Origin of the sequence: Streptomyces sp. NBC_01176, from assembly GCF_045039825.1 — a bacterium.
Classification (GTDB): domain Bacteria; phylum Actinomycetota; class Actinomycetes; order Streptomycetales; family Streptomycetaceae; genus Streptomyces.
On sequence record NZ_CP108600.1, the window covers coordinates 3001132 to 3025816 of the forward strand.

Annotated in this window: 22 protein-coding genes and 1 riboswitch; of the genes, 6 read left to right on the forward strand and 16 right to left on the reverse strand. The window is 71.8% G+C overall.

Translation table 11 applies throughout. From position 1 onward, the window contains the following. Positions 1 to 165: 165 nt before the first annotated feature. The 4 genes from OG199_RS12710 to OG199_RS12725 all read right to left on the reverse strand — a co-directional run bounded on the left by OG199_RS12710 (position 166) and on the right by OG199_RS12725 (position 3732). Complete coding sequence (locus tag OG199_RS12710) at positions 166 to 1137, reverse strand: hypothetical protein (RefSeq protein WP_405829558.1); 972 nt, start codon at positions 1135 to 1137, stop codon at positions 166 to 168. 13 nt (positions 1138 to 1150) lie between these two features. Further along, a complete protein-coding gene (locus OG199_RS12715; protein WP_003997302.1) occupies positions 1151 to 1447 on the reverse strand; it encodes a DUF4193 domain-containing protein in 297 nt (98 codons plus the stop codon). A 393-nt stretch (positions 1448 to 1840) separates the two neighbouring features. Further along, entirely contained in the window at positions 1841 to 3073 is a 1233-nt protein-coding gene (locus tag OG199_RS12720; RefSeq protein ID WP_401801470.1) for a sensor histidine kinase, read from the reverse strand. 5 nt (positions 3074 to 3078) lie between these two features. Further along, positions 3079 to 3732, reverse strand: a complete 654-nt coding sequence (locus tag OG199_RS12725) for a response regulator transcription factor (protein ID WP_153288146.1) — start codon at positions 3730 to 3732, stop codon at positions 3079 to 3081. A 415-nt stretch (positions 3733 to 4147) separates the two neighbouring features. Here OG199_RS12725 and OG199_RS12730 point away from each other — a divergent pair, with 415 nt between their 5' ends. After that, a complete protein-coding gene (locus OG199_RS12730) occupies positions 4148 to 4321 on the forward strand; it encodes a hypothetical protein (protein ID WP_168530603.1) in 174 nt (57 codons plus the stop codon). A gap of 96 nt (positions 4322 to 4417) precedes the next feature. Here OG199_RS12730 and OG199_RS12735 read toward each other — a convergent pair whose 3' ends face one another. Both OG199_RS12735 and OG199_RS12740 read right to left on the reverse strand, forming a co-directional pair. After that, positions 4418 to 5233 carry an inositol monophosphatase family protein gene (locus tag OG199_RS12735; RefSeq protein ID WP_356800266.1) on the reverse strand — a complete coding sequence of 272 codons (816 nt, stop codon included), beginning with the start codon at positions 5231 to 5233 and terminating at the stop codon, positions 4418 to 4420. Positions 5234 to 5426: 193 nt separating this feature from the next. Beyond that, positions 5427 to 6554 (reverse strand): ferrochelatase, encoded by a 1128-nt coding sequence (locus OG199_RS12740; protein ID WP_401801473.1) that lies wholly within the window; start codon positions 6552 to 6554, stop codon positions 5427 to 5429. A 175-nt stretch (positions 6555 to 6729) separates the two neighbouring features. Here OG199_RS12740 and OG199_RS12745 point away from each other — a divergent pair, with 175 nt between their 5' ends. Together OG199_RS12745 and OG199_RS12750 are read left to right on the forward strand one after the other, a co-directional pair. Further along, a complete protein-coding gene (locus OG199_RS12745) occupies positions 6730 to 7968 on the forward strand; it encodes an MFS transporter (RefSeq protein WP_356800264.1) in 1239 nt (412 codons plus the stop codon). Then, positions 7928 to 9247 (forward strand): D-arabinono-1,4-lactone oxidase, encoded by a 1320-nt coding sequence (locus OG199_RS12750; RefSeq protein WP_356800263.1) that lies wholly within the window; start codon positions 7928 to 7930, stop codon positions 9245 to 9247. The genes OG199_RS12745 and OG199_RS12750 overlap by 41 nt, the downstream gene beginning before the upstream one ends. Here OG199_RS12750 and OG199_RS12755 read toward each other — a convergent pair. After that, positions 9171 to 9905 (reverse strand): hypothetical protein, encoded by a 735-nt coding sequence (locus OG199_RS12755; protein WP_405829560.1) that lies wholly within the window; start codon positions 9903 to 9905, stop codon positions 9171 to 9173. The two genes, OG199_RS12750 and OG199_RS12755, sit on opposite strands and share 77 nt — an antisense overlap. A gap of 522 nt (positions 9906 to 10427) precedes the next feature. Here OG199_RS12755 and sepH point away from each other — a divergent pair. Beyond that, the gene (gene sepH, locus OG199_RS12760) at positions 10428 to 11510 is read left to right on the forward strand and encodes a septation protein SepH (RefSeq protein ID WP_329290992.1); all 1083 of its coding nucleotides are present in this window, start codon (positions 10428 to 10430) and stop codon (positions 11508 to 11510) included. 140 nt (positions 11511 to 11650) lie between these two features. On the opposite strand, the gene OG199_RS12765 is transcribed toward sepH, so the two are convergent. Continuing rightward, the gene (locus OG199_RS12765; protein ID WP_356800261.1) at positions 11651 to 12502 is read right to left on the reverse strand and encodes a sulfurtransferase; all 852 of its coding nucleotides are present in this window, start codon (positions 12500 to 12502) and stop codon (positions 11651 to 11653) included. Positions 12503 to 12826: 324 nt separating this feature from the next. Here OG199_RS12765 and OG199_RS12770 point away from each other — a divergent pair, with 324 nt between their 5' ends. After that, a complete protein-coding gene (locus tag OG199_RS12770) occupies positions 12827 to 13642 on the forward strand; it encodes a VOC family protein (RefSeq protein ID WP_356800260.1) in 816 nt (271 codons plus the stop codon). An 85-nt stretch (positions 13643 to 13727) separates the two neighbouring features. Here the strand turns inward: OG199_RS12770 and OG199_RS12775 are convergent, their stop codons facing one another. The 4 genes from OG199_RS12775 to OG199_RS12790 all read right to left on the reverse strand — a co-directional run bounded on the left by OG199_RS12775 (position 13728) and on the right by OG199_RS12790 (position 19169). Beyond that, positions 13728 to 14375, reverse strand: a complete 648-nt coding sequence (locus tag OG199_RS12775) for a thymidine kinase (RefSeq protein WP_405829563.1) — start codon at positions 14373 to 14375, stop codon at positions 13728 to 13730. Between the two features lie 46 nt (positions 14376 to 14421). Beyond that, positions 14422 to 15609 (reverse strand): alkaline phosphatase family protein, encoded by a 1188-nt coding sequence (locus tag OG199_RS12780; RefSeq protein WP_405829565.1) that lies wholly within the window; start codon positions 15607 to 15609, stop codon positions 14422 to 14424. After that, a complete protein-coding gene (locus tag OG199_RS12785) occupies positions 15609 to 16196 on the reverse strand; it encodes a DUF5998 family protein (RefSeq protein ID WP_148010892.1) in 588 nt (195 codons plus the stop codon). The genes OG199_RS12780 and OG199_RS12785 overlap by 1 nt, the downstream gene beginning before the upstream one ends. 126 nt (positions 16197 to 16322) lie before the next feature. Next, positions 16323 to 19169: a GNAT family N-acetyltransferase gene (locus OG199_RS12790; RefSeq protein ID WP_405829567.1), complete on the reverse strand. Its 2847-nt coding sequence runs from the start codon at positions 19167 to 19169 to the stop codon at positions 16323 to 16325. A 178-nt stretch (positions 19170 to 19347) separates the two neighbouring features. Between OG199_RS12790 and OG199_RS12795 the strand changes: the two genes are divergently transcribed. Then, on the forward strand, positions 19348 to 19629 hold the full coding sequence (locus OG199_RS12795; protein ID WP_148010890.1) for an HPr family phosphocarrier protein: 282 nt from the start codon (positions 19348 to 19350) through the stop codon (positions 19627 to 19629). 182 nt (positions 19630 to 19811) lie between these two features. Here the strand turns inward: OG199_RS12795 and OG199_RS12800 are convergent, their stop codons facing one another. The 4 genes from OG199_RS12800 to OG199_RS12815 form a co-directional block, all read right to left on the reverse strand. Next, positions 19812 to 20507: a GntR family transcriptional regulator gene (locus OG199_RS12800; RefSeq protein WP_356800257.1), complete on the reverse strand. Its 696-nt coding sequence runs from the start codon at positions 20505 to 20507 to the stop codon at positions 19812 to 19814. A 188-nt stretch (positions 20508 to 20695) separates the two neighbouring features. Continuing rightward, entirely contained in the window at positions 20696 to 21460 is a 765-nt protein-coding gene (locus tag OG199_RS12805; RefSeq protein ID WP_405829570.1) for a M23 family metallopeptidase, read from the reverse strand. Positions 21461 to 21473: 13 nt separating this feature from the next. After that, a riboswitch (cyclic di-AMP (ydaO/yuaA leader) is annotated at positions 21474 to 21636 on the reverse strand. A gap of 247 nt (positions 21637 to 21883) precedes the next feature. Then, a complete protein-coding gene (locus OG199_RS12810) occupies positions 21884 to 23272 on the reverse strand; it encodes a M16 family metallopeptidase (protein WP_405829572.1) in 1389 nt (462 codons plus the stop codon). Beyond that, a complete protein-coding gene (locus OG199_RS12815) occupies positions 23269 to 24633 on the reverse strand; it encodes a M16 family metallopeptidase (protein ID WP_405834515.1) in 1365 nt (454 codons plus the stop codon). Before OG199_RS12815 ends, OG199_RS12810 begins: the two co-directional genes overlap by 4 nt. Positions 24634 to 24685 lie beyond the last annotated feature (52 nt).

The window sequence follows — 24685 nt, forward strand, 5'->3', positions numbered from 1 at the left end:
CCGGGGTGCGGGCCACGCCGCGGCCCGGAGCCACGCCGCGTCCCGGAGCGACGCCGCGTCCCGGTGCCACGCCGGGACCCGATGCGGCACCGGGAGCGGAGCCGCATCGGAACCAACGCGCACCTTGAGCGCACCGCGCCACAGGCGGGCGGCGCCGGGGTCCGATCAGGGCCCCAGCTCCTTGGGGATCTCGCCCATCCGCAGTGGGTCCGCCGGCTTCTCCAGGGGCGGCAGTTCGGGCAGCTCGTCCCAGGGCACCTGGTTCCTGCGGAGGTCCTTGCGGATGCGTGCCGCAAGGCGTTTGGTGTCCCGGCGGTTCATGACCGCCCCGACCGCGGCGCCCACCATGAAGGGCATCAGGTTCGGCAGGTCGCGGACCGTGCGCTTCATGATCTGCTGGCGCAGCTCGCGCTTCATCTGGCCGCCCAGCGCGGCGTTGAGCGTCGACGGCTTGGTCACGTCGATCCCGCGCTCGGAGGACCACGAGTTCAGGTAGGCGGTGCTTCGCTGAGGCAGGGTGCCCGGTGGTCGCAGGCCGTAGACCTCGTGGAGTTCGGCGATCAGCTTGAGCTCGATCGCGGCGACCCCGGTGATCTCGGCGGCGAGTTCCGTGGGCATCGCGGGCGGTACCGGCAGCATGGCGGCCGCGCCGATCCCGGCGCCCACCGTGGACGTCGCGTTGGCCGCGCCCGCGACGAGCTTGTCCGCGAGCTCCTCGGCACCGATGCCGGGGAACTGACGGCGGAGGGTGGCGAGGTCCCGGACCGGGACACGGGGCGCGATGTCGATGATCCGGTCGGCGAGGTAGGCCAGGCCCGCCCTGGCCGTGCTGCCGCTCTTGCGGACGCCCTTCATGACCCCGTTTCGAACGGCCGCCGCACGGCCGCCGGCGGCGGGCGCGGGGGCGTCCGTCCGCACCTGGTCCTCACCCGGTGCGGGGGTGCCGGCCGGCGCTGGGTCACCGGCCTGCGTGGAGGCGCCTGTCGGCGCCGTGGCGGGCGTCGGGTCGAGCGAGGCTGATCCTGGTCGGGAAGAGCCCCGCTCGTCGTCACGCACGCCTTCAGGGCCCTGTGACGGCCCTTCGTCCGCGTCCCTGTGGGGGAAGCGGCGCTTCCAAGGAGGGGTCGAGCCAGTCACGGCCGACCCTGCCTCAGTCGCAGTCGCGGCAGATCGGCTGACCGTTCTTCTCGCGGGCCAGCTGGCTGCGGTGGTGCACCAGGAAGCAGCTCATGCAAGTGAACTCGTCCTGCTGCTTGGGCAGTACCCGGACGGCCAGCTCCTCGTTCGAGAGGTCGGCCCCGGGCAGCTCCAGGCCTTCTGCGGCCTCGAACTCGTCTACGTCGACGGACGACGTGGACTTGTCGTTCCGGCGAGCCTTCAGTTCTTCAAGGCTGTCCGAGTCGACGTCGTCGTCGGTCTTGCGTGGGGTGTCGTAATCCGTTGCCATGTCGCTCTCCCCCTCTGGGTGTCTGCGGTGTCTCCAGCGCACGTAACGCGTGAGAGGCCGGACTTGTGCCCGACCTGAGGCGGAGATTTTGCCTCACATCAAGGTCTGTTACTCAATCGACACCCAACCGGACTCCTGAAGAGTGATCGGCTTGGATGGCGATGCGGACCGTACACGGTCTGAAGGTCGCACTTCAAAGGCGTCCCACCGTGTACTTCCCGTGATCAAGACCCCCGAAAACCCGGATTTTCCCGGCTTTCCGGCAGCTTGCGCGACCACGGAGAGTAGATGGCCGGAATATCGCCCTTGTGATCGATCACACACGGGCCTCCCGAATGGGCGACCAGAAAATTCCGCGCAAAGCGAACATCCTCGCGTGTGGGGGTCATGCTCTCAGATCGGAAGGGTGACTCGCATCACGAGACCTCCTCCCTCGCGGGGCTCCGCGGCGATGTGGCCCCCGTGGGCACGGGCCACCGACCGGGCGATCGACAGGCCGAGGCCCACGCCCTTGTCACTGCCCGTGCGTTCCGTGCGCAGCCGCCGGAAAGGCTCGAAAAGATTGTCGATCTCGTACGCGGGAACGACCGGTCCCGTGTTCGAGACCAGCAGGACCGCGTGACCGTGCTGGACCTGGGTCGTGACCTCGACCCAGCCGCCCTCCGGCACGTTGTACCGCACCGCGTTCTGGACGAGGTTCAGCGCGATCCGCTCCAGCAGGACGCCGTTGCCCTGGACGACCGCCGCGGCGCGCTCCCCGTGGATCCGCACCCCCTTGGCCTCGGCCTCGCCGTGCACCTGGTCCACGGCCTGCGAGGCGACCTCGGCGAGGTCGACGGGCTTGCGCTCCACGATCTGGTTGTCACTGCGGGCCAGCAGCAGCAGGCCCTCGACGAGCTGCTCACTGCGTTCGTTCGTGGCGAGCAGGGTCTTGCCGAGCTGCTGCATCTCGACCGGCGCGCCGGGGTCGGAGAGATGGACCTCCAGGAGCGTGCGGTTGATCGCGAGCGGGGTGCGCAGCTCGTGCGAGGCGTTCCCGACGAACCGCTGCTGGGCGGTGAAGGCCCGCTGGAGCCGCTCCAGCATGTCGTCGAAGGTGTCCGCCAGCTCCTTCAGCTCGTCGTCCGGGCCGTCCAGCTCGATCCGCCGGGACAGGTCCGAGCCCGCCACCGCGCGGGCGGTGCGGGTGATCCGGCCGAGCGGCGAGAGCACCCGGCCCGCCATCGCGTAGCCGAAGGCGAAGGCGATGATCGCGAGGCCGAGCAGCGCGAGCAGGGAACGGCTGAGCAGGTCGTCCAGAGCGTGCTGGCGCTGCTGGTTGGCGCACGCGTTCATCGCGGTGTTGAGCTCGTTCGCCGACGGCGCGGACGGGAAGTTGCAGGTGCTGCTTCCGACCTGGCCCGAGATGATCCGGAACGGAAGCTCGCTGCCCACGTTCAGAGCCTGTGCGGCGAGCAGGTAGATGATCGACAGCAGCATGATGCCGGCGATTAGGAACATGCCGCCGTAGAGCAGCGTGAGCCGTATGCGGATGGTCGGGCGCAGCCAGGGGAACGGAGGCTCCGGCCTCCGGGGGTCCCAGGTGGGCTTCGGGGGCGCCGTCGAAGGCGCGGGCGTCGTGGCCACCGCGGTCAGATCCGGTACCCGGAGCCGGGCACGGTGACGATGACCGGGGGCTCGCCGAGTTTGCGGCGCAGGGTCATCACGGTCACCCGCACGACGTTGGTGAAGGGGTCCGTGTTCTCGTCCCAGGCCTTCTCCAGGAGCTGCTCGGCGGAGACGACGGCGCCCTCGCTGCGCAGCAGCACCTCCAGGACCGCGAACTCCTTGGGCGCGAGCTGGACCTCCTTGCCGTCACGGAAGACCTCGCGGCGGTTGGGGTCGAGCTTGATCCCGGCGCGCTCGAGGACCGGCGGCAGCGGCACGCTCGTACGGCGGCCGAGGGCACGCACGCGTGCCGTCAGCTCGCTGAAGGCGAACGGCTTGGGGAGGTAGTCGTCGGCGCCGATCTCCAGGCCCTCGACGCGGTCGCTGACGTCGCCGGAGGCGGTCAGCATCAGGACGCGGGTGGGCATGCCCAGCTCGACGATCCTGCGGCAGACGTCGTCCCCGTGCACGAGCGGGAGGTCGCGGTCGAGGACGACCACGTCGTAGTCGTTGACGCCGATGCGCTCCAGGGCGGCCGCGCCGTCGTACACGACGTCGACGGCCATGGCCTCCCGGCGCAGTCCGGTGGCCACCGCATCGGCGAGCAGCTGCTCGTCCTCGACGACGAGTACGCGCACGTCGCTTGTCCTTCCTGTGTCCACCCGCGTAGCGCCTCCTCGGCACACGCGGGTGGGGGTCCGTCTCGGGTAAGACCTCCATCCTGCCTTTTTCGGCCATAAACCGGGTGTAAGGCGGGTGAGAGGGCGCCCGGTGCGGCGGTCCGGGGCCCCGGGAATGCGAGATTTTCTCGTCGGGTTGAGGTTTCCACGGAAGAGAGCGGGGGGAGGACGGCTTTACACCCCGCGATCACGCTCTGCATGTGGCAAGCCACCTAGTGGTACGTCCAACCGCTTCCGCAGAGCGGGCGTGGGTGTCCGGCACCGTCGCCGCCCAGCCCGGGCAGCGCTGGGCACCCTCTGGAGACGTGATCGCCCCTTCCCAACGGCACACCCCCGTGCCATCGACCCACGACCCAGGACGAGGGGGCGCAGCATGGACGCATTCACCGCAGGACTTCTGCAGCGCATAAAGGCGACCGAGTCCGACCTGACGCGGGCTCGCGAGACGGGCGACGACTTCCTCGCGGAGGTCGAGCAGGCCGAGCTCGAGGACCTGCGTCGCCTCGCCGCCGAGCACGGTGTGGAGGTCGGCGCGACGCGCGTCTGATCGGTTCGTACGCGAGCGGGGCCCCGGTGTCGATCCAGTACCGGGGCCCCGCTTCGTTGCCGTCGCGGGGACGGCGTCCAGGTCGTTCGGACGCCGTCAGTCGTGCCAGGCGCCGAACTCCTCCAGGAGCCGCTGGAGGGGCTCGAAGACGCCCGGTGAGGCCGCCACCGCCAGCTCGCGTGCGGGCCGCTCCCCGGGGCGTCCACCGGTCAGGGCGCCCGCCTCACGGGCGATCAGGTCGCCCGCCGCGAGGTCCCAGGGGTGGAGGCCGCGCTCGTAGTAGCCGTCGAGGCGACCGGCCGCGACGTCGCACAGGTCGACCGCCGCGGAGCCGGAGCGCCGGATGTCGCGCAGCCGGGGGATCAGCCGCTGGGCGACGTCGGCCTGGTGGGCCTTGACCTCGCTCACGTAGTTGAAGCCGGTGGAGACAAGGGCCTGGTCCAGGGGAGGCGAGGGACGGCAGGTCAGCCGGCGCTCGCCGACCCAGGCGCCGGTGGCTCGGGCGCCCCGCCCGCGCACGGCGCTGTAGGTCTCGCCGCGCATCGGTGCCGCGACGACCCCGACGACGGTCTCGCCGTTCTGCTCGGCCGCGATGGACACCGCCCAGGTCGGCAGCCCGTAGAGGTAGTTCACCGTGCCGTCGAGCGGGTCCACGACCCAGCGGATGCCGCTGGTCCCCTCGCTGGCGGCGCCCTCCTCGCCGAGGAAACCGTCGTGCGGGCGGTGCTGGGCGATCAGGTCGGTGATCAGCTTCTCGGCGGCGATGTCCATCTCGGTGACGACGTCGATCGGGCTGGACTTGGTGGCGGCGACCGTGAGGTCGGCCGGGCGCCCGTCGCGCAGCAGCTCGCCGGCACGGCGGGCGGCGTCGTGCGCGAGCTGGAGCAGTTCGGTGTGCAGGGGCTCGATCACGGGGCTCCTCTGAGGGGTGTCGCTCGGATCAGGCGGGCCGTGGGACGCGGTGCCCGTGGCCGAGCCGAGCGGGGTGTGGTGGGTGCGGCTGCGAGGCGGAGGAGAAAGTCGGCGCGGAGCGTCGACGAGGACGGCGACGCGGCAGAGGCGTGTGCCGCACCCCGCGACGCCGGCCCGATCGACAACGACACCCCTAGGCGTACGGGCTGTCGGCGCCCGCGGCGGCGGGCTTGGGGGCGCGGGCCGGGCAGCAGCCCACCGGGCACAGGTCCCGGCTCGGACCGAGGGTGCCGAGGACGCAGGGGGCCGGCCGCCGCCCGCTCTCGGTCGCGGCGCGTTCCAGGACGAGGTCGCGGACCGCCGCGGCGAACCGGGGGTCGGCACCGACGGTCGCCGAGCGGCGCACCGGCAGCCCGAGCTCCGCCGCCTTGGCCGTGGCCTCCGTGTCGAGGTCGTAGAGCACCTCCATGTGGTCCGAGACGAACCCGATGGGGGCCATCACGACGGCCGGGACCCCGGCGCCGTGCAGCTCCTCCAGGTGGTCGCAGATGTCGGGCTCCAGCCAGGGGATGTGCGGGGCCCCGGAGCGCGACTGGTAGACGAGCCGCCAGGGGTGTTCGGTCCCGGTCTCCTCGCGCACGGCGTCGGCGATCAGCCGTGCCACGTCCAGGTGCTGCGCGACGTAGGCGCCGCCGTCGCCGTGGTCCTCGACGGGGCCGGAGGTGTCGGCCGCCGCGTCCGGGATCGAGTGGGTCGTGAAGGCGAGGTGCGCCCCCCGCCGTACGTCCTCGGGCAGGTCGGCGAGGGACTTCAGGACGCCGTCGACCATGGGGCGCACGAACCCCGGGTGGTTGAAGTAGTGCCGCAGTTTGTCCACCCGGGGCGGCTCCAGGCCCTCGGCCTCCAGCGCGGCCAGGGACTCGGCGAGGTTCTCGCGGTACTGGCGGCAGCCCGAGTACGAGGCGTAGGCGCTGGTGGCGAGGACGAGGACACGGCGGCGGCCGTCGGCGACCATCTCCCGCAGGGTGTCGGTCAGGTAGGGCGCCCAGTTGCGGTTGCCCCAGTACACGGGAAGGTCCAGGGCGTGCTCCGCGAAGTCCTTGCGGAGGGCGTCGAGCAGGGCACGGTTCTGGTCGTTGATGGGGCTGACCCCGCCGAACAGGAAGTAGTGCCGGCCCACTTCCTTGAGCCGTTCCTTGGGGATGCCTCGCCCGCGCGTCACGTTCTCCAGGAACGGAACCACGTCGTCCGGGCCTTCCGGGCCGCCGAACGAGAGCAGGAGCAGGGCGTCGTAGGGGTGGGCATCGAGCGCATCTGGCATGCGTCCGATCCTGCCATCCGCAGCTGACGGCGGGACATCGGCCACGGGCGGGGCGGACCTGAGGAGTGCATTAGGGTCACCTAACCCGTAAGCTGTATCGGCTACCTTCACGCCTTACCGGAGTCCGGACGCCCGTGGTGACCGGGTGGCCGGGCCGAGCCCACCGGAGACACCTGTGCCCAGCCCGTACAGCGCCCTGTTCGCCGCCCCCGGCTCCAAGGGCTTCTCCACCGCGGGCTTCCTCGGCCGGATGCCGCTGTCGATGATGGGCATCGGCGTGGTGACGATGATCTCGCAGCTCACCGGGCGCTACGGACTCGCCGGCGCGCTGTCGGCGACCATGGCGCTGGCGGCCGCGGCGCTGGGTCCGCAGGTCTCCCGGATGGTGGACCGGTACGGGCAGCGCCGGGTGCTGCGCCCCGTCACCCTGTTCGCGCTCACCGCGTCCGCCGGGCTGCTGCTCGCCGCGCACTTCGAGTGGCCGGACTGGGTGCTGTTCCTCTGCGCGGCCGGGATCGGCTGCGTGCCCAGCATCGGCGCGATGATCCGGGCCCGCTGGGCCGCCCTCTACCGGGACACCCCGCAGCTGCACACCGCGTACTCCTTCGAGTCCGTGGTCGACGAGGTCTGCTTCATCTTCGGGCCGATCCTCTCGATCGGTCTGTCCACGGTGTGGTTCCCCGAGGCCGGCCCGCTGCTCGCGGCCTGCTTCCTGGCGGCCGGTGTCTTCTGGCTGACGGCCCAGCGGGCCACCGAACCCGTGCCGCATCCGCGCGAGCAGCACAGCCGCGGCTCGGCGCTGAGCTCGGCCGGACTCCAGGTCCTGGTGGCCACCTTCGTCGCGACCGGGGCGATCTTCGGAGCCGTCGACGTGGTCACCGTGGCCTTCGCCGAGGAACAGGGGCACAAGGGTGCCGCGAGCGTCGTCCTGGCGCTGTACGCGGCCGGCTCCTGCCTGGCGGGGGCCGTGTTCGGGCTGTTGCAGTTCAAGGGGTCGCCCGAAGCCCGGTGGCTGCTGGGCATATGCGCGATGGCCGTGAGTATGATCCCCCTCCTACTGGTCGGAAACTTGCCGTTCCTGGCCGTGGCGCTGTTCGTTGCGGGACTGTCCATCGCTCCCACCATGATCACGACGATGTCCCTCATCGAACAGCACGTACCACGCGCGAAACTGACCGAGGGCATGACCTGGGTGAGCACCGGACTCGCGGTCGGGGTCGCGCTCGGCTCCTCCGTGGCCGGCTGGGTGATCGACGCCGCCGGTGCGAAGGCCGGGTACGGGGTTCCGGCGGTGTCCGGGGCTGTCGCGGTGACGGTCGGTTTCCTCGGGTATCGCCGGCTGAACAGGCCGGTTCCGCAGCGGGAGGGGACCCATGAGCACCACAGTGAGCGGGAAGAGCGGCACGTGGCGTAACTGGGCGGGGAACGTCACCGCCCGTCCCGTACGGGAGGTCACCCCCGCCTCGGTCGAAGAGCTCTCCGCCGCCGTACGCGCAGCCGCGGACGAGGGCCTGAAGGTGAAGGCCGTGGGCACCGGGCACTCCTTCACCGCCGCCGCCGCGACCGACGGCGTGCTGATCCGCCCTCAGCTGCTGACCGGCATCCGCGCCCTCGACCGCGAGGCCGGCACCGTCACCGTCGAGGCGGGCACCCCGCTCAAGCGTCTCAACGTGGCACTCGCGCGCGAGGGACTGTCGCTCACGAACATGGGCGACATCATGGAGCAGACGGTGTCGGGGGCGACCAGCACCGGAACGCACGGCACGGGGCGCGACTCGGCCTCGATCGCCGCCCAGATCAAGGGCCTTGAGCTGGTCACCGCGGACGGCTCGGTGCTGACCTGCTCCGAGAAGGAGAACCCCGAGGTCTTCGCCGCCGCCCGGGTCGGCATAGGCGCCCTGGGGGTCGTCACGGCGATCACCCTCTCCGTGGAACCCCTGTTCCTGCTCACGGCCCGCGAGGAGCCGATGACCTTCGACCGGGTCACCGCCGACTTCGACGAACTGTTCGCCGAGAACGAGCACTTCGAGTTCTACTGGTTCCCGCACACCGGCAACTGCAACACCAAGCGCAACAACCGCAGCGCCGGTCCCGAGCGGCCCGTCGGGCGGCTCGGCGGCTGGATCGAGGACGAGTTCCTCTCCAACGGCGTCTTCCAGGTGGCCAATCTGCTCGGCCGGGCCGCACCCGCCACCATCCCGGCGATCGCGAGGATCTCCAGTCGCGCGCTCTCCGCGCGGACCTACACCGACATCCCCTACAAGGTCTTCACCTCCCCGCGCCGGGTGCGCTTCGTGGAGATGGAGTACGCGGTCGCGCGTGAGGCCCTCGTGGACACGCTGCGCGAGCTGAAGGCGATGGTGGACCGCTCCCCCCTGCGGGTCAGCTTCCCCGTCGAGGTGCGCACCGCCCCCGCGGACGACATCACACTGTCCACCGCGTCCGGCCGGGAGAGCGCCTACATCGCCGTACACATGTTCCGGGGCACGCCCTATCAGGCGTACTTCACCGCGGCCGAGCGGATCTTCACGGCGCACGAAGGCCGTCCGCACTGGGGCAAGGTGCACACGCGGGACGCGGAGTACTTCTCCGGGGTGTACCCGCGCTTCGGCGAGTTCACGGCGTTGCGGGATCGGCTGGATCCGGATCGGCGCTTCGGGAATGACTACCTGCGTCGGGTGCTGGGCTCGTAGACGCGCTCGGCGTCGGGGTCCCGTCCGGCGTCACCGGGTCGGCGCTGGAACTCGGCGTCGGTGTGGGAGTCGTCACCCCGCCCTCGCCGCCCGTCGCGCCGGAGCCGTCACCCGAACCGGGGTTCGAGGGCTGCCGCGAGGAACCTGTCGGGGGTGTCGTACCGGGAGTGCCGGACTCCGGTGCGGAGTCCCGGCCCCTGCCGGACGGGCCGTTGCCGGAGCCGCTTCCCGTGAAGGCGTCACCGACGGTGGTGCTCTTCCCGTCCCCGCTGAAGCTCTGCCCCGAGGCCATCTCGTACGTGGTCACGCCCGCCATGGTGACGCCGAAGACCAGCGCCGCGGCGACCAACGGCCGCTTCCAGCTCCTGACCCGGGCACGGTAGACCGTCCCCTCGCCGAACTCCGCCGGACCGGCCGAGGTGAACTCCCCCGGTACTGGTACCGCTGCCGGTGCCGGCCGGACGCCGGGCCGCACCGGTCTCCCCTGGACGCCCACGTCGCGTATCTGCTCGCCGGTGCGCTTGAAGAAGTGCTGGAAGACGGTTCCCCCGCAGGTGGCGACGATGCTGACCAGGCCCGCGCCCAGGATCGTCCCGTAGACACCGAAGTACGAGGCGAGCTTCGCGGCCACCACGGCTGCCACCGCGCTGCCCGCCACTTGCGGAAGGCTCAGATCCAGCCGTTTCCTCCCGGCCCCCGCTGCGGCACTCGGATCTTCTCCGGAACCCGGCACTCCACGCATACCCGGACCTTGCCTACCTTTCCCGTACTTGGTCGACCTACTGCACGAGAAAGGACGGCTGAAGGAAACCTTTAGTTCCGTTTCTGCCGGTTACGTGAAGTACGCCACGTTTCATGGTCACGAAAACGGCGCATCGGGCGGCCAACTACCACCCCCCACTAGAAGTTGGGCGGCGTGCCGATCCACGCACATGGCCCGAATGGAGTACTCTTGCGAGCCCTGGGTCCGGACTCCCGCCAGGGTGTCCGGGGCCTGACAGGACCGCCGGGAGGGGGCTCGTTGCACAGGGTGATGGAGTTCGTCACTTAGCGTTGCAAATAGGTAACCGTGCCATAACGGCGACCCCGGGCCCGTGCCCGACACGCCGGGCAACTCGGCAAGGTTGTGGCAGGCTGCACCCGGGCAGGCCACACTCGACTAGCGGAAGCAGCGACGCACGTGACGTCGGCAGGCACCACCCGGGAGGTCCCCATGCCGGAACTGCGTGTCGTGGCCGTCTCTAACGACGGCACACGGCTGGTGCTGAAGGCTGCGGACAGCACGGAGTACACGCTTCCGATCGACGAGCGTCTGCGCGCCGCCGTCCGCGGCGACCGTCCCCGCCTCGGCCAGATCGAGATCGAGGTGGAGAGCCATCTCCGCCCCCGCGACATCCAGGCGCGGATACGAGCCGGTGCCTCCGCGGAGGAAGTCGCCCAGCTCGCCGGAATCCCCGTCGACAGGGTGCGCCGTTTCGAGGGCCCCGTGCTCGCCGAGCGCGCCTTCATGGCCGAACGTGCCCGTAAGACCCCCGTCCGCCGCCCCGGCGAGAACGCCGGACCCCAGCTCGGTGAGGCGGTCCAGGAGCGGCTGCTGATCCGGGGCGCCGAGAAGGACACCGTCCAGTGGGACTCGTGGCGTCGCGACGACGGCACTTGGGAAGTCCTGCTGGTCTACCTGGTCGCGGGCGAGCCCCACTCGGCGAGCTGGACGTACGACCCGCCCCGGCGGCTCGTCCAGGCCGTCGACGACGAGGCGCGTTCGCTGATCGGCGAGTCCGACGACCTCGCGGCGCCCGAGCCGAGCTTCCCGTTCGTGCCGCGCATCGCGCGGCTCCCCCGGGACCGTCCGCTCGACCGTGCCCTGGACCGGCAGATGGAGCGGCCGAGTCTGCCGCCGTCCGAGCCGGTCGACGAGGGCGCGGGCGACCGCGACTCGCTCACCAGCCTCCTGGAGGCGGTGCCCAGCTTCCGGGGCGACATGGTGGTGCCCGAGCGGCCCTCCACCACGGAACTCCCGCCCGCGGAGGAGCCCGCCCCGGAGCCCGAGACGGAGGAGCCCCCGGCTCCCGCCGCCTCGGCCGGCGCCGGTTCCGCCTACGCGGACGTCCTGATGCCCCGCTCGGTCGGCAGCCACCGCGACCGCCTGGTCGGCGCGACCGACCGTCAGGCCGAGGCCGACGGCGTCCGCCCCGGCCGCAGAGCGGCGGTACCGAGCTGGGACGAGATCGTCTTCGGCACCCGGCGCAAGAAGCAGGACTGAATGAAGAAGCCGGCTTGAAGCGGCGGGACGGGAGTCCGGACGCGGCCGGAACGTCACCACCGGCCGCTCGGCCGGTCACTCGTACGAGCGACGGGGCCCACACCGGATCAGCGTCCGGATCGGTGCGGGCCCCGTCGTCGTCACTGGGGGTCGGGCCCGACGGCGACCGGACGGTTCCCGTCCCGGGACCACTCCGACCACGAACCCACGTACAGAGCGGCCGGAATGCCCGCGACGGCGAGCGCCAGCACCTGATGAGCGGCCGAGACGCCCGAGCCGCAGTAGACACCGACCTCCGAAGTCCCGGTCGCCCCAAGGGACTTGAAGCGATCGGCCAGCTCGGCGACGGGCCTGAACTCCCCGCTCGCCGTGACGTTCTCCGTGGTCGGCGCGGACACCGCGCCCGGGATGTGACCGCCGACGGGGTCGATCGGCTCCACCTCGCCCCGGTAGCGCTCGCCCGCCCTCGCGTCGAGCAGCAGCCCCGTGCGGGCGAGCGCGGCGGCTCCGTCCGCGTCCAGCAACGAACGGGCCCCCGGCACCGGGACGAAGCGTCCGGCGGCGGGCGAGGGGACCTCGGTGGACAACGGCCCGCCCCACGCGGCCAGGCCGCCGTCCAGCACCCGCACCGACGGGTGACCCGTCCAGCCCAGCAGCCACCAGGCGCGCGCCGCGGCCCATCCGACACCGCCGTCGTACACGACGACGTCGCGGTCCTCGGACACGCCGGCGGCCCGCATCGCCGCGCCGAAGACCTCGGGATCCGGCAACGGATGACGGCCGGCGTCACCCGCCTTTCCGGCCAATTCGGTGTCCAGATCGACGTAGACCGCACCAGGGATGTGGCCTGCCTCGTAGGCGGCCCGGCCGTCGAAGGGCGCGGCCCCGTCGGCCTTGGCCAGGGAGAGCTGCCAGCGGATGTCGAGCACGACCGGCGGGTTCGGCCCCGCCAGATCGCTCGCGAGTTCGGAGGCGGAGATGATGGCGTTCATGGCCACCATCCTCGCGCACGGGGTGGCCCCGGCGTCCAGCTCCGGCTACTCTGCTCGGCCGGACAGGTCCGATCACGAGGCGTACGGGATCGGGCACGTGCTGTACAGCCGATGGACACCCTGCGGCAATGGTGCGGAAACGGACGGGAAACGGCACATCGGGCATCCTCCGGCAGTGGACCGCGACATGACGGTGCGGCCAGGGCGCGCAGGGTGACGGGTAGTGCGAGCATCGACACGGGGCGTGCACGCGCGCGGCTGCGGTACGCGTGTTGGTAGGCGGAAGGTGAACGGCCACCGCGAGTGGCCGAGGAGAGAGTGACGATGACCGAGGCACGGGGGCCGGCCGGCCTGAACGGCACAACGCACACTCGGCACGCGCCCGGCGTTCCCTGCTGGGTGAGCCTGATGGTGCACGCAATGGACACGACCCAGGAGTTCTACGGAGAGCTGTTCGGCTGGGAGTTCGAACCGGGCCCGCAGCAGCTCCCGCGGCAGCTCGGCCCCTCCGCGCGGGCCCTGTTGGACGGTCACGAGGTGGCGGGCATCGGCCAGATGCCGCCCGACCAGCATCTGTCGATCGCCTGGACGCCGTACTTCGCCTCGGACGACGTGAACCAGACTGCCGAATCGGTACGGCACTGCGGTGGCACCGTGGGTGTGGGTCCGCTCGACGCGGGCGATGCCGGGCGGCTGGCGATCGGTCTGGACCCGACCGGCGCCGTCTTCGGGATCTGGCAGGCGGCGGCCCATCTGGGCACCGGGATCATCGGGGTGCACGGCACACCTGCGTGGATCGAGCTGGTGACCCGCGACACCGAGAGTGTCGTCAAGTTCTACCAGGGGGTCTTCGGGCACGAGGTGGAGCCCGTCGTCTCGGCCGACTTCGACTACGTCACCCTCCAGTCGGGAGGCCGCGCGGTCGCGGGCATCCACGGCGTCGGTCACGGCCTGCCCCGCGATCGCGGCCCGCACTGGCTGACGTACTTCGAGGTCACGGACGTCGACGCCGCCACCGCCCAGGTCGCCGAGCTCGGCGGGCACGTCCTCAGGGCCGCCCACGACTCGGCCTACGGGCGCGTGGCCACGGTGGCGGATCCGGAGGGCGCGGTGTTCTCGGTCATCCACACCGACCGCTGACGGGCCCGCCGGAGCGGACCGTCCATCGGGCGGCCGGACGGCCGGGCGCTCCGGCGAAGGGTCCGCGGAAGCGATCCTGGCGCAGTCAGACGGAGGCGATCGGGAGCACGTCCGGGGAGAGGGCGCCCGCGCGGGCCGTTGCCGCCGTCATCCGGCGGCGGTGGTGGCGACGGCACAGGACCTCGTAGCCGACGTCCTCCGCCTGGTTGACGTCGCCGACGACCACCTGGGCGCCCTCGACGACCATTTCGCCGCCTATCGTGCGGGCGTTGTGGGTGGCGCGGGCGCCGCACCAGCACAGGGCCTCGACCTGGAGGACCTCCACCCGGTCGGCCAGCTCGACCAGGCGCTGCGAGCCGGGGAAGAGCTTGGAGCGGAAGTCGGTGGTGATGCCGAACGCGAAGACGTCGATGTCCAGTTCGTCGACCACCCGGGCCAGTTGGTCGATCTGCCCGGGGGCCAGGAACTGGGCCTCGTCGGCGATCACGTAGTCCGCGCGGCCGCCCTGCGAGAGGTGTTCGACGAGGTACGCGTACAGGTCCTGGTCGTCGGCGACCTCCACCGCGTCCGTGACCAGGCCCAGGCGTGAGGAGAGCTTGCCCTCGCCCGCGCGGTCGTCGCGCGTGAAGATCATGCCCTGAAGGCCCCGGGCCGAACGGTTGTGCTCGATCTGCAGAGCCAGCGTCGACTTCCCGCAGTCCATCGTTCCGGAGAAGAACACCAGCTCGGGCATGGGGAGTTGAGCACCTTTCGGCGAGAAGGGGAGCGGACGGAGAGGGTCAGGAACGTACTTCCAGGAGCGGGACGTGCTGTTCCGCCGGTGTCATGGAACCGTGGTTGCCGACCATCGCGGACTCCTTCGGCTCCCGCTCGGTCGCGATGATCAGGACGTCGTCCCGGGCCGCCGCGACGACATCGCCGATACGGGCGTACACCCGTTCGTCGACATGGGGTCCGAACCAGCCCGCCGCGATCGCCTCGTCGCGCGAGGCCACCCAGAACTGCTCGCCGAGCACCTCCCGCCAGCAGGTCAGGACGTCCGCCTCGGCGCCCGGCACCGCGTACACGTGCCGGGCCCGGCCCTCGCCGCCGAGCAGGGCGACCCCGGCACGCAGCTCCCAGTCCTCGTCGAAGTCGATGCGGTGCTGCTCGTCGAACGGGATGTCGATCATGCCGTGGTCCGCGGTAACGTACAGCGCGGCGCGTGGCGGCAGCTGCTCGGCGAGGCGCTGGACCAGCCGGTCGACGTACATCAGCTGGCCGCGCCAGGGGTCCGAGTCGACGCCGAACCGGTGGCCCTTGCCGTCCACCTCGGCGTAGTACGTGTAGACGAGCGAGCGGTCGCCCGCGGCGAGTTGCGCGGCCGCGAAGTCCATGCGGTCCTCGCCGGTCAGCCGGCCGTGGAAGGTGCCGCCGCTCAGCGCGACCTTGGTGAGCGGGGTGTTCTGGAAGGTGGGGGACGAGACCTGGGCGGTGTGCACTCCGGCCGCGTCGGCCAGCTCGAAGACCGTGGGGTACGGCTGCCAGGTGTGCGGCTGCGTCCACGGGGTCCAGCGGAGCTGGTTCATCAGCTCGCCGGTCCCGGGGTTGCGCACGGTGTACCCGGGCAGGCCGTGCGCGCCGGGCGGCAGGCCCGTGCCGACGGAGGCGAGGGAGGTCGCGGTGGTCGCCGGGTAGCCGGCGGTGATCGGCCGTCCGGTGCCGCCCCGGGAGGACGCCAGGAGCGACGCCATGAAGGGGGCCTCGTCGGGGTGCGCCTTCAGCTGCTCCCAGCCGAGACCGTCGATCAGGAAGACGCAGTTGCGGTCGGCGCCGGTCAGCTCCGGTATGGCGGCGGTCATGCCGGGCACCGACATGCCCGCGGCGAGCGTGGGCAGCAGGTCCGCGAGCGAGCCCGCGCCGTACTCGGGGACGGGCGCGGACCCGATGGCCAGGGGTTCCGGGTGATCCCAGGTCGACAGGGCCATCAGCGCGTGGGGTCCGCGGTCGCCTCGGAGAGGGACTGCGCGAAGGCCAGGGCCTGGCGGACCGTCTCCGGGCCGTCCCCCGCCTCGCTGACGCGCAGGCTCAGGTCGTCGGCCGTCGAATTGCCGGTGTAGCCGTGGTCCGCCTCGCAGTTGGGGTCGCCGCAGGCCGCGGGCTCCAGGTCGATACGGGCGACCGCGCCCCAGCCGATGGTCAGGACGACCTCGCGGGGCAGCGTGCCCGGCGCGTACGACTCGGGGTTGGCGACGACACGGCTGACCACGACCGACGAGATCCGGCCGAGCTTCACGGACTCCGTCGACGTGGTGGCGTACGGCGTCGGGGAGGTCGTGTCCGCGTTCTGCTCGTCGGTGTGGCTCACGATGAAGCGGTTGCCGGTCAGGACGAGCACGGTGACGTGCCGGCGCACCTCGTTGGCGTCGAACGTCGTCTCCTGGTGGACCAGGTACGACCGGATGGCCTCGCCGCCGATCGCGGCCTCCACCGCCTCGGCCACGAGGGCCGGGTAGTAGCCGCTGCGCTCGATCGCCGCTCGCAGCCCCTGGGTCGTCGTACTGGTCTTGGCCATGACGTCCATCCTACGGGGGCCCACTGACTGCGAGGCACCGCTCGCGGGTCTCCGTCGTGGACGGATCAGGTCGTGGACGGATCAGAACGAACGCGGGACGGCGCCGGTGCGTCGCGGGGCCGCCGCTCAGACGACGGGCAGCGTCCGGGGGCCGAGATCGTCACGGAGGGGGGCGCGGGCCAGCCGCACGGTGGCGCCGAGCACGCTCAGACCGTGCGGGGCCACCACCACGGGCTCCAGGGACACTCCGACGACCTCCGGATGGTCGTCAACCAGGCGCGACACCCTCAGCATGACCTCTTCGAGGGCCGCGGTGTCGACCGGTGCCGAGCCGCGCCAGCCGAACAGGAGCGGCGCCGTCCGGATCGACCGGACCAGCGAGCTCGCGTCCCGGTCGGTGACCGGGATCAAGCGGTGCGCGGTGTCCCCCAGCAGTTCCGAGGCGGCTCCGGCCAGGCCGAACGAGAGCACCGCGCCGGCCGCGGGGTCGATGACGGCCCGTACGACCGTGTCCACCCCGCGCGGCGCCATGCCCTGGACGACCGGCCGCAGCTCCTCGGGCGCCCCGAAGAGCTCGGTCAACTCCGCGTAGGCCCTGCGCAGTTGCTCCTCGTCCGCCAGGTCCAGGCGTACTCCGCCGAGGTCCGCGCGGTGCCGCAGGTGCGGGGCGGTGGTCTTGAGGGCCACGGGGTAGCCCAGGGTGCGCGCGGCCGCGGCGGCCTCGCCGGGCGTCGGTGCGGGCAGGGCCCGGCGTACGTCGACGCCGTACCGACCGAGCAGGGCGCAGGTGTCCTCGGCCCCCAGCGTCAGCCCGGTGCCCCGGGAGAGCAGCGCGTCGATCTGCTCGGCGGCGCCCTTCTCGTCGATGTCCTCGTACTCGGGCACCTTGCCGGGCTCGGCCGCCTCCCGTCGCCACTGGGCGTACTTCACGGCTTCGGCGAGCGCGCGGACGGCGCGCTCCGCGGCGGGGTAGGCGGGGATGAGACGTGTCTCGTCGGGTGCTCCGGTCCCGGCGGACGGCCGCTCCGGGTCGTGCCGCCCGACGGGGGCGGAGTGCGCGCCGGGCCCGGCGGCGTCCGCGGTGCCGCCGGCCCCGGCGCCGGTCTGCGGGGCCGTACTCGCGGCGGCGGACAGCGCCTCGGCGAGCCCGCCGAGCTCGACGTGCGCCACCAGCACCGGCTTCGCCGGGGCCGACGCCGAGGCCGAGCGCAGCGCCTCGGCCAGGGCCGCGTCCTGCACGGAGGTCTCCCCCACCGCGGGGATGGCCGTCACCACGACGGCGTCGCACCTGTCGTCGGCCAGTGCCCGTTCCAGCGCCCGGTGGAAGTCCTCCGCCGAGGCCTCCGTGGTCAGGTCCAGCGGCGGCAGCGGCCGCAGGCCCTCCGCGAGGCACGCGTCGAAGGTCAGCAGTCCCAGTGACTCGGAGTTCCCGAGGATCGCCACCCGGGGGCCGGGTGGGAGCGGCTGGCGTGCGAGCAGCAGGCCCGCGTCGACCAGCTCGGTGATCGTGTCGACCCGGATCACCCCGGCCTGCGCCAGCAGCGCGGAGACGGTGGCGTGCGGCAGTCGGGTGGCCCGTACCGCGTGCCCCTGGGGAGCCGCGGCGTGCCGGGCACCCTGCACCACGACCAGCGGCTTCGCCGCCGCCGTCCGCCGCGCCAGCCGGGTGAACTTGCGCGGGTTGCCGATGGATTCGAGGTACATGAGGGCGACGTCGGTGTCCGGGTCGTCGTACCAGTACTGGAGGACGTCGTTGCCGGACACGTCCGCGCGGTTCCCGGTGGAGACGAACGTGGACACGCCGGTGACGCCCGTGACGCCGCCGCCGCGCCGGTGCAGCCGGGACAGCAGGGCGATCCCGATCGCGCCGGACTGGGCGAACAGGCCTATCCGTCCGGGGCGCGGCATCTCCGGTGCCAGGGAGGCGTTGAGGCGCACGTCGGGAGAGGTGTTGATGATCCCGAAGGTGTTGGGGCCGATGATCCGCATGCCGTACGTGCGGGCCTGGCGGACCAGTTCGCGCTGACGCTCGCGCCCGCCGGGGCCGCTCTCGGCGTAACCGGCGGAGACGACGACGAGGCCCTGCACCCCGTGCTCGCCGCACTCCGCGACGACCTCGGGTACGAACGGCGCGGGCACGGCGACGACCGCGAGGTCGACGTGCTCGCCGATGTCGCGGACGGAGCGGTGCGCGGGGACCCCGTCGAGCTCCTTGTCCTGGAGCGACTTGTTCACCGCGTACAGCCGGCCCGTGAAACCGGCCTCGCGGAGGTGGGCGAGGACGCTGCGGCCCACCCCGCCGGCCGTACGGCCCGCGCCGATGACGGCGACCGAGCCGGGCGCGAGCAGCCGCTGCACGGAGCGGGCCTCGGCGCGCTGCTCCCGCGCGCGCTGCACGGCGAGGGACCGGTCGGTGGGTTCGAGGTCGAACTCCAGGCGGACGACGCCGTCCTCGAAGTGCCGCTTCTGCTGGTACCCGGCGTCCGTGAACACCTTGATCATCTTGGTGTTGGCGGGCAGCACCTCGGCGGCGAACCGGCGGATGTCCCGCTCCCTGGCCACCGCGGCGATGTGTTCGAGGAGGGCGGAGGCGACGCCGCGTCCCTGGTGGGCGTCCTGCACGAGGAAGGCGACCTCGGCCTCGTCGGCGGGCGCGGAGGCGGGCAGGCCACCGGCACCAATGCGGTCATAGCGTACGGTGGCGATGAACTCGCCGCCGATCGTGGCCGCGAGCCCCACCCTGTCCACGAAGTCGTGGTGCGTGAAGCGGTGGACGTCCTTGGCGGACAGACGCGGGTACGGCGCGAAGAAGCGGTAGTACTTCGACTCGTCCGAGACCTGCTCGTAGAAGCTGACCAGGCGCTCGGCGTCGTCGACGGTGATGGGCCTGATGCGGGCCGTGCCTCCGTCGCGCAGCACCACGTCGGCCTCCCAGTGGGAGGGGTACTCGTGCCGGTCCGACGAGGTCTGCATGGGCCCCAGAGTACGGCTCGCGTCCGACAGCGGCGCGAGGCAGGCTAGGGGCAGCGGATTCGGATCCAGGCCGGGGTCCGAAGCCGGGTTCGGGGCAGGTAGGACACCCGCTTCGGACGCGCTTCACTCTATGGAACACTGGTCTAGACAACCCTGAACCCCTGAAGGGCAGCATCACATGGCTGAGCGCCGCGTCAACGTCGGCTGGGCCGAGGGCCTCCACGCCCGTCCCGCCTCCATCTTCGTCCGGGCGGCCACGGCCTCCGGCATCCCCGTGACGATCGCCAAGGCGGACGGCAACCCCGTCAACGCGGCCTCCATGCTGGCGGTCCTCGGCCTGGGCGCCCAGGGCGGCGAGGAGATCGTCCTCGCCTCGGAGGCCGAGGGCGCGGACGCCGCCCTCGACCGACTGGCCAAGCTGGTCGCGGAAGGCCTCGAGGAGCTTCCCGAGACCGTCTGAGGCGCCCCCCTCACGGGGCTCCGAATTGACGGCGGCGAAGGACTTCACAACCGAAGGACATCGCCCCGTACGCATATCGAAGGGCTCGCCTGAAAACATCGGGCGGGCCCTTCGCTTTTTCGAATTACGGGCAGCAGAAATAATCCCCCGCGAATTACCCCTCTTTGTATACGGCCCCTGTGTTAATGACGCAGGCCCGTCATGTTTACGGGACGTTGCGAAGTCCTCACACGGTCCGGGCGGTCTCCCCCGCCGGGAAACCTCAGCCGGTGCGCGGCCGTCGCGCGCTCGGTGTGCAGCGCCGTGATGGCCCGGGCCCGCTCGCCGTCGCCGCGCGCCACCGCGTCCACGATGCCGCCGTGCTCCGCCCACGACTCCACCGGATCGGCGGGCGCCTCGACCGCGTACATCCAGGCGATCTTGTGCCGCAGCTGGGCCAGCGTGGACGTCAGCGCGGGGCTCCCGGAGGCCTGTGCGAGCGTCTCGTGGAACCAGCCGCCCAGGGAGCGCAGATCCTCGCTGTTCCCCCTCCTGGAGCGCTCCTGGCCCAGCCTGACCAGGCCTCGCAGCACCTTGAGGTGGGCCTCGGTGCGCCGCTGGGCGGCCCGGGACGCCCCCAGCGGCTCCAGCAGCATGCGCATCTCCAGCAGGTCCGCGGCCTCCTGCTCGGTGGGCTCCGCCACGCACGCGCCCGCGTGCCGGCGGGTGACGACGAATCCCTCGGCCTCCAGGGTGCGCAGGGCCTCGCGCACCGGGACGCGCGAGACGCCGTAGCGGCGCGCGAGCAGTTCCTCGGTGAGCCGGCCGCCGCGCTCGTAGACACCCGCGACGATGTCGTCACGGATCGCCGTGCATACCGAGTGCGCGGGAATGCGCATGACCGGACCTCCGCCTTAATCCCCGCGAAACGCGGTCGATTGACGCTCGTTCGGCGACTCTATTGCAGCGGGCCGGAATTTCCGATGGCGGACCGGAATCCATGGATATTTTTTGGACAGACAGCCGTTCGAAACGACGAAGCCCCGGCTCGGGTGAACCGGGGCTTCGGAAGTGCGGACTCCTGGCGTCAGACGTTCACGCCGTGCGAGCGGAGGTAGGCGACCGGGTCGATGTCGGAGCCGTACTCCGCCGTGGTGCGGGCCTCGAAGTGGAGGTGGGGTCCGGTGGTGTTTCCGGTGGCCCCGGAGAGGCCCAGCCGACCGCCGGGCGTGACGGTCTGGCCCACGGAGACACCGATGGACGACAGGTGGCCGTACATCGTGTACGTGCCGTCGTGCATCCGCAGGACGACCTGGTTGCCGTAGGCGCCGCCCCAGCCGGCCGTGACGACCGTGCCCGAGCCGACCGCGTGGACCGGGGTCCCGGACGCGGCGTGGAAGTCGACGCCGGTGTGGCTGCCGGAGGACCAGAGGCTGCCGCCGGCCTTGTAGCCCGTGGAGACGTACGAGCCGGGGATCGGCAGGACGAAGGTGTTGAGACGCTTGCGCTCGGCGGCGCGGGCGGCGCGCTCCTTGGCCTCGCGCTCCTTCTTGGCCTCCTCGACGGCTCGCTTGCGCGCGGCCTGTTCGGCCTTCAGACGGGCGGCGGCCTCGTCGGCGGCACGCTGCTGCGCGGCGGCCTGCGCGTCGATCTGGGCGGCGACCGTGTCGCCGATGGTGACGGCCTGGGTCAGTCCGGTCTGCTCGACGGAGGTGTCCGCGGCGAAGGCCGGGGCGGCCAGGGTTCCGATGACACCGGTGGTGGTGAGCGCCGCGACGCCGACGGCGTTCGAGGTGGTGCGCTTCACGCGGCTCGGACGACGGTGTTTCCCGGGGCCACAGGTGAACGCCATGAAGGGGCTTGGTCCTTTCCTTCCCTCTCGCCTACCGGGTTAGCTGACGGGTTCGGAGCAGGAAGGTCTCCTACGGACGCCCTCGCGGGGAGGGGGGTCCGATTCACCCCAGGGACTGCGTACGGGTCCCCGGCTCCCCTGGCTCGCGCCGTACGGGGACTCGGCGATGACTGTCCGGTGCCGCGGACGCGGCGCACTGCCTGACGAACAGCCGGACCGACGCTAAGCGGGCCCTCTTTCAAACAACAAACGGATCACGGTTTTTGTAGTGCATGCCACAGGGAAGAAAGGCAACCCCCCTACCAATACGGACAAATTGAGGGTGTTGTCAGGGCAAAAGGGGGCCCGGGCGACTCTTCGGTCACCCGGGCCCCCTGGGCTCGCGTCTTCCGCCGCGCATTCCGCCCGGCTTCCGCTCCGCTTCTACTCCGCGGCCACGACGGTCACTTCACCGATGCCGAGCGCCTTGACGGGCTCCTCGATCTGCGCGGCGTCGCCCACCAGGACCGTGACCAGACGGTCCACCGGGAAGGCGCTCACCGCCGCAGCGGTGGCCTCCACGGTGCCGGTCGCGGCGAGCTGCTGATAGAGCGTCGCCTGGTAGTCGTCCGGCAGGTACTGCTCGACCTGGTCGGCGAGCGTGCCCGCGACGGCCGCCGCGGTCTCGAACTTGAGGGGCGCCACGCCCACCAGGTTCTGCACGGCGACGTCCCGTTCGGCGTCCGTCAGACCATCCGCGGCGAGGGTGCGCAGCACCTTCCAGAGGTCGTCCAGCGCCGGCCCGGTGTTCGGGGTGTCCACGGAGCCGCTGATGGCGAGCATCGCGATGCCCGTGCCGTCCGGGGCGGAACGCATCACCTGACCGAAGGCCCGCACCCCGTAGGTGTAGCCCTTCTCCTCGCGCAGCACGCGGTCCAGGCGCGAGGTGAGGGTGCCGCCGAGGCAGTACGTGCCGAGCACCTGGGCCGGCCAGACACGGTCGTGCCGGTCCGAGCCGACACGGCCGATCAGCAGCTGCGTCTGGACCGCGCCGGGACGGTCCACGATGATCACGCGACCGGTGTCGTCGGCGGTGACCGGCGGCACGGGACGCGGCTCGGCGGAGGAGCCCGTCCAGGCGCCGAGCGTCTCGGCGAGCAGCCCGTCGAGGTCCACGCCGGTGAGGTCGCCGACGATCACCGCGGTGGACGTGGCCGGGCGTACGTGCCGGTCGTAGAAGGCGCGCACGCCCGCCGCGTCGATCTTCTGGACGGTCTCCTCGGTGCCCTGCCGGGGACGGGACATCCGCGAGGTCGCCGGGAACAGCTCCCTGGAGAGCTCCTTCGCCGCGCGGCGGGCCGGGTTGGCGCTCTCGTGCGGGATCTCGTCGAGCCGGTTGCGCACCAGCCGCTCGATCTCGCTCTCGGCGAACGCCGGTGCCCTCAGGGCGTCGGCGAGCAGTCCGAGCGCCTTGGGCAGGCGCGAGACGGGTACTTCGAGGGACAGGCGGACGCCGGGGTGGTCGGCGTGCGCGTCGAGGGTGGCACCGCAGCGCTCCAGCTCGGCGGCGAACTCCTCGGCGGAGAGCTTGTCGGTGCCCTCGGAGAACGCGCGCGCCATGATCGTGGCGATGCCGTCGTAGCCGGCCGGCTCGGCCTCCAGCGGCGCGGCGAGCAGCACCTCGACGGCGACGACCTGCTGGCCCGGGCGGTCGCAGTGCAACAGGGTCAGGCCGTTGTCCAGCGTGCCGCGCTCGGGAGCGGGGAACGCCCAGGGCTTGGGCCGGCCGGCCTGGGGCTGCGGGTGGAACTCCATGGTGGCGAGCTCGGTCACTTCGCCGCCTCCTCGTCGGTGTCGTCGGCGGCGTCGGTGGCTTCGTCCGCGGCGGTGGCTTCGTCGGCGATCGGCTCGTAGACGAGCACCGCGCGGTTGTCGGGGCGCAGGCGGGCCTTGGCGACCTCCTGGACCTCCTCGGCGGTGATGTCGAGGATGCGCCGCACGGCCGTCAGGGCGAGCAGCGGATCGCCGAACAGGACCGCGTACCGGCACAGTTCGTCGGCGCGGCCCGCGACCGTGCCGAGCCGGTCCAGCCACTCGCGCTCCAACTGGGCCTGGGCGCGCTCCATCTCCTCGGCCGTGGGGCCCTCCTCGGCGAACCGGGCGAGCTCCTCGTCGACCGCGGCCTCGATGACCGGGACCTCGACGTCGCCGGACGTCTTCACGTCGAGCCAGCCGAGGGAAGGCGCCCCGGCGAGCCGCAGCAGGCCGAACCCGGCCGCGACGGCGGTGCGGTCGCGGCGTACGAGCCGGTTGTACAGGCGGGAGGACTCGCCGCCGCCGAGGACGGTCAGCGCGAGGTCGGCCGCGTCGGACGCGCGCGTGCCGTCCTCGGGGAGCCGGTAGGCGGCCATCAGGGCGCGCGCCGGGACCTCTTCCTCGACGACCTCGCGCAGCTGCTCGCCGATGGTCTCGGGCAGCGAACCGTCGCGCGGGGCGGGCTTTCCGTCGTGCCCGGGGATGGAGCCGAAGTACTTCTCGACCCAGGCGAGCGTCTGCTCGGGGTCGATGTCGCCGACGACCGAGAGCACCGCGTTGTTGGGCGCGTAGTAGGTGCGGAAGAAGGCGCGGGCGTCCTCCAGGGTCGCCGCGTCCAGGTCCGCCATCGACCCGATCGGGGTGTGGTGGTACGGGTGGCCCTCGGGGTAGGCGAGCGCGGTCAGCTTTTCGAAGGCGGTGCCGTAGGGCACGTTGTCGTAGCGCTGCCTGCGTTCGTTCTTGACGACGTCCCGCTGGTTCTCCATGGACTCGTCGTCGAGCGCGGCGAGCAGCGAGCCCATCCGGTCCGCCTCCAGCCAGAGCGCGAGCTCCAGCTGGTGGGCCGGCATCGTCTCGAAGTAGTTGGTGCGCTCGAAGCTGGTGGTCCCGTTGAGCGAACCGCCCGCGCCCTGCACCAGTTCGAAGTGGCCGTTGCCCTTGACCTGGCCCGATCCCTGGAACATCAGGTGCTCGAAGAGGTGGGCGAGTCCGGTACGGCCCTTGACCTCGTGGCGCGAGCCGACGTCGTACCAGAGGCACACCGCCGCGACCGGGGTCAGATGGTCCTCGGAGAGCACCACGCGCAGGCCGTTGGCCAGGCGGTGCTCGGTCGCTGTCAGGCCGCCGGAGCCTGTCTCAGCTGTGGCCGTGTGACCCATGGGCATGTACGTCCCTTCGATCGCGGAAACTGCAGAATTCCTGCCGGTCCTG

Excerpts from the sequence above, each read along its gene's own strand:
- OG199_RS12715 (WP_003997302.1), bottom strand. The coding sequence starts at position 1,447 with ATGGCAACGGATTACGACACCCCACGCAAGACCGACGACGACGTCGAC.
- OG199_RS12730 (WP_168530603.1), top strand. The coding sequence starts at position 4,148 with ATGGACGCATTCACCGCAGGACTTCTGCAGCGCATAAAGGCGACCGAG.
- OG199_RS12740 (WP_401801473.1), bottom strand. The coding sequence starts at position 6,554 with ATGCCAGATGCGCTCGATGCCCACCCCTACGACGCCCTGCTCCTGCTC.
- OG199_RS12750 (WP_356800263.1), top strand. The coding sequence starts at position 7,928 with ATGAGCACCACAGTGAGCGGGAAGAGCGGCACGTGGCGTAACTGGGCG.
- OG199_RS12765 (WP_356800261.1), bottom strand. The coding sequence starts at position 12,502 with ATGAACGCCATCATCTCCGCCTCCGAACTCGCGAGCGATCTGGCGGGG.
- OG199_RS12770 (WP_356800260.1), top strand. The coding sequence starts at position 12,827 with ATGACCGAGGCACGGGGGCCGGCCGGCCTGAACGGCACAACGCACACT.
- OG199_RS12775 (WP_405829563.1), bottom strand. The coding sequence starts at position 14,375 with ATGCCCGAGCTGGTGTTCTTCTCCGGAACGATGGACTGCGGGAAGTCG.
- OG199_RS12780 (WP_405829565.1), bottom strand. The coding sequence starts at position 15,609 with ATGGCCCTGTCGACCTGGGATCACCCGGAACCCCTGGCCATCGGGTCC.
- OG199_RS12785 (WP_148010892.1), bottom strand. The coding sequence starts at position 16,196 with ATGGCCAAGACCAGTACGACGACCCAGGGGCTGCGAGCGGCGATCGAG.
- OG199_RS12790 (WP_405829567.1), bottom strand. The coding sequence starts at position 19,169 with ATGCAGACCTCGTCGGACCGGCACGAGTACCCCTCCCACTGGGAGGCC.
- OG199_RS12795 (WP_148010890.1), top strand. The coding sequence starts at position 19,348 with ATGGCTGAGCGCCGCGTCAACGTCGGCTGGGCCGAGGGCCTCCACGCC.
- OG199_RS12800 (WP_356800257.1), bottom strand. The coding sequence starts at position 20,507 with ATGCGCATTCCCGCGCACTCGGTATGCACGGCGATCCGTGACGACATC.
- OG199_RS12805 (WP_405829570.1), bottom strand. The coding sequence starts at position 21,460 with ATGGCGTTCACCTGTGGCCCCGGGAAACACCGTCGTCCGAGCCGCGTG.
- OG199_RS12815 (WP_405834515.1), bottom strand. The coding sequence starts at position 24,633 with ATGGGTCACACGGCCACAGCTGAGACAGGCTCCGGCGGCCTGACAGCG.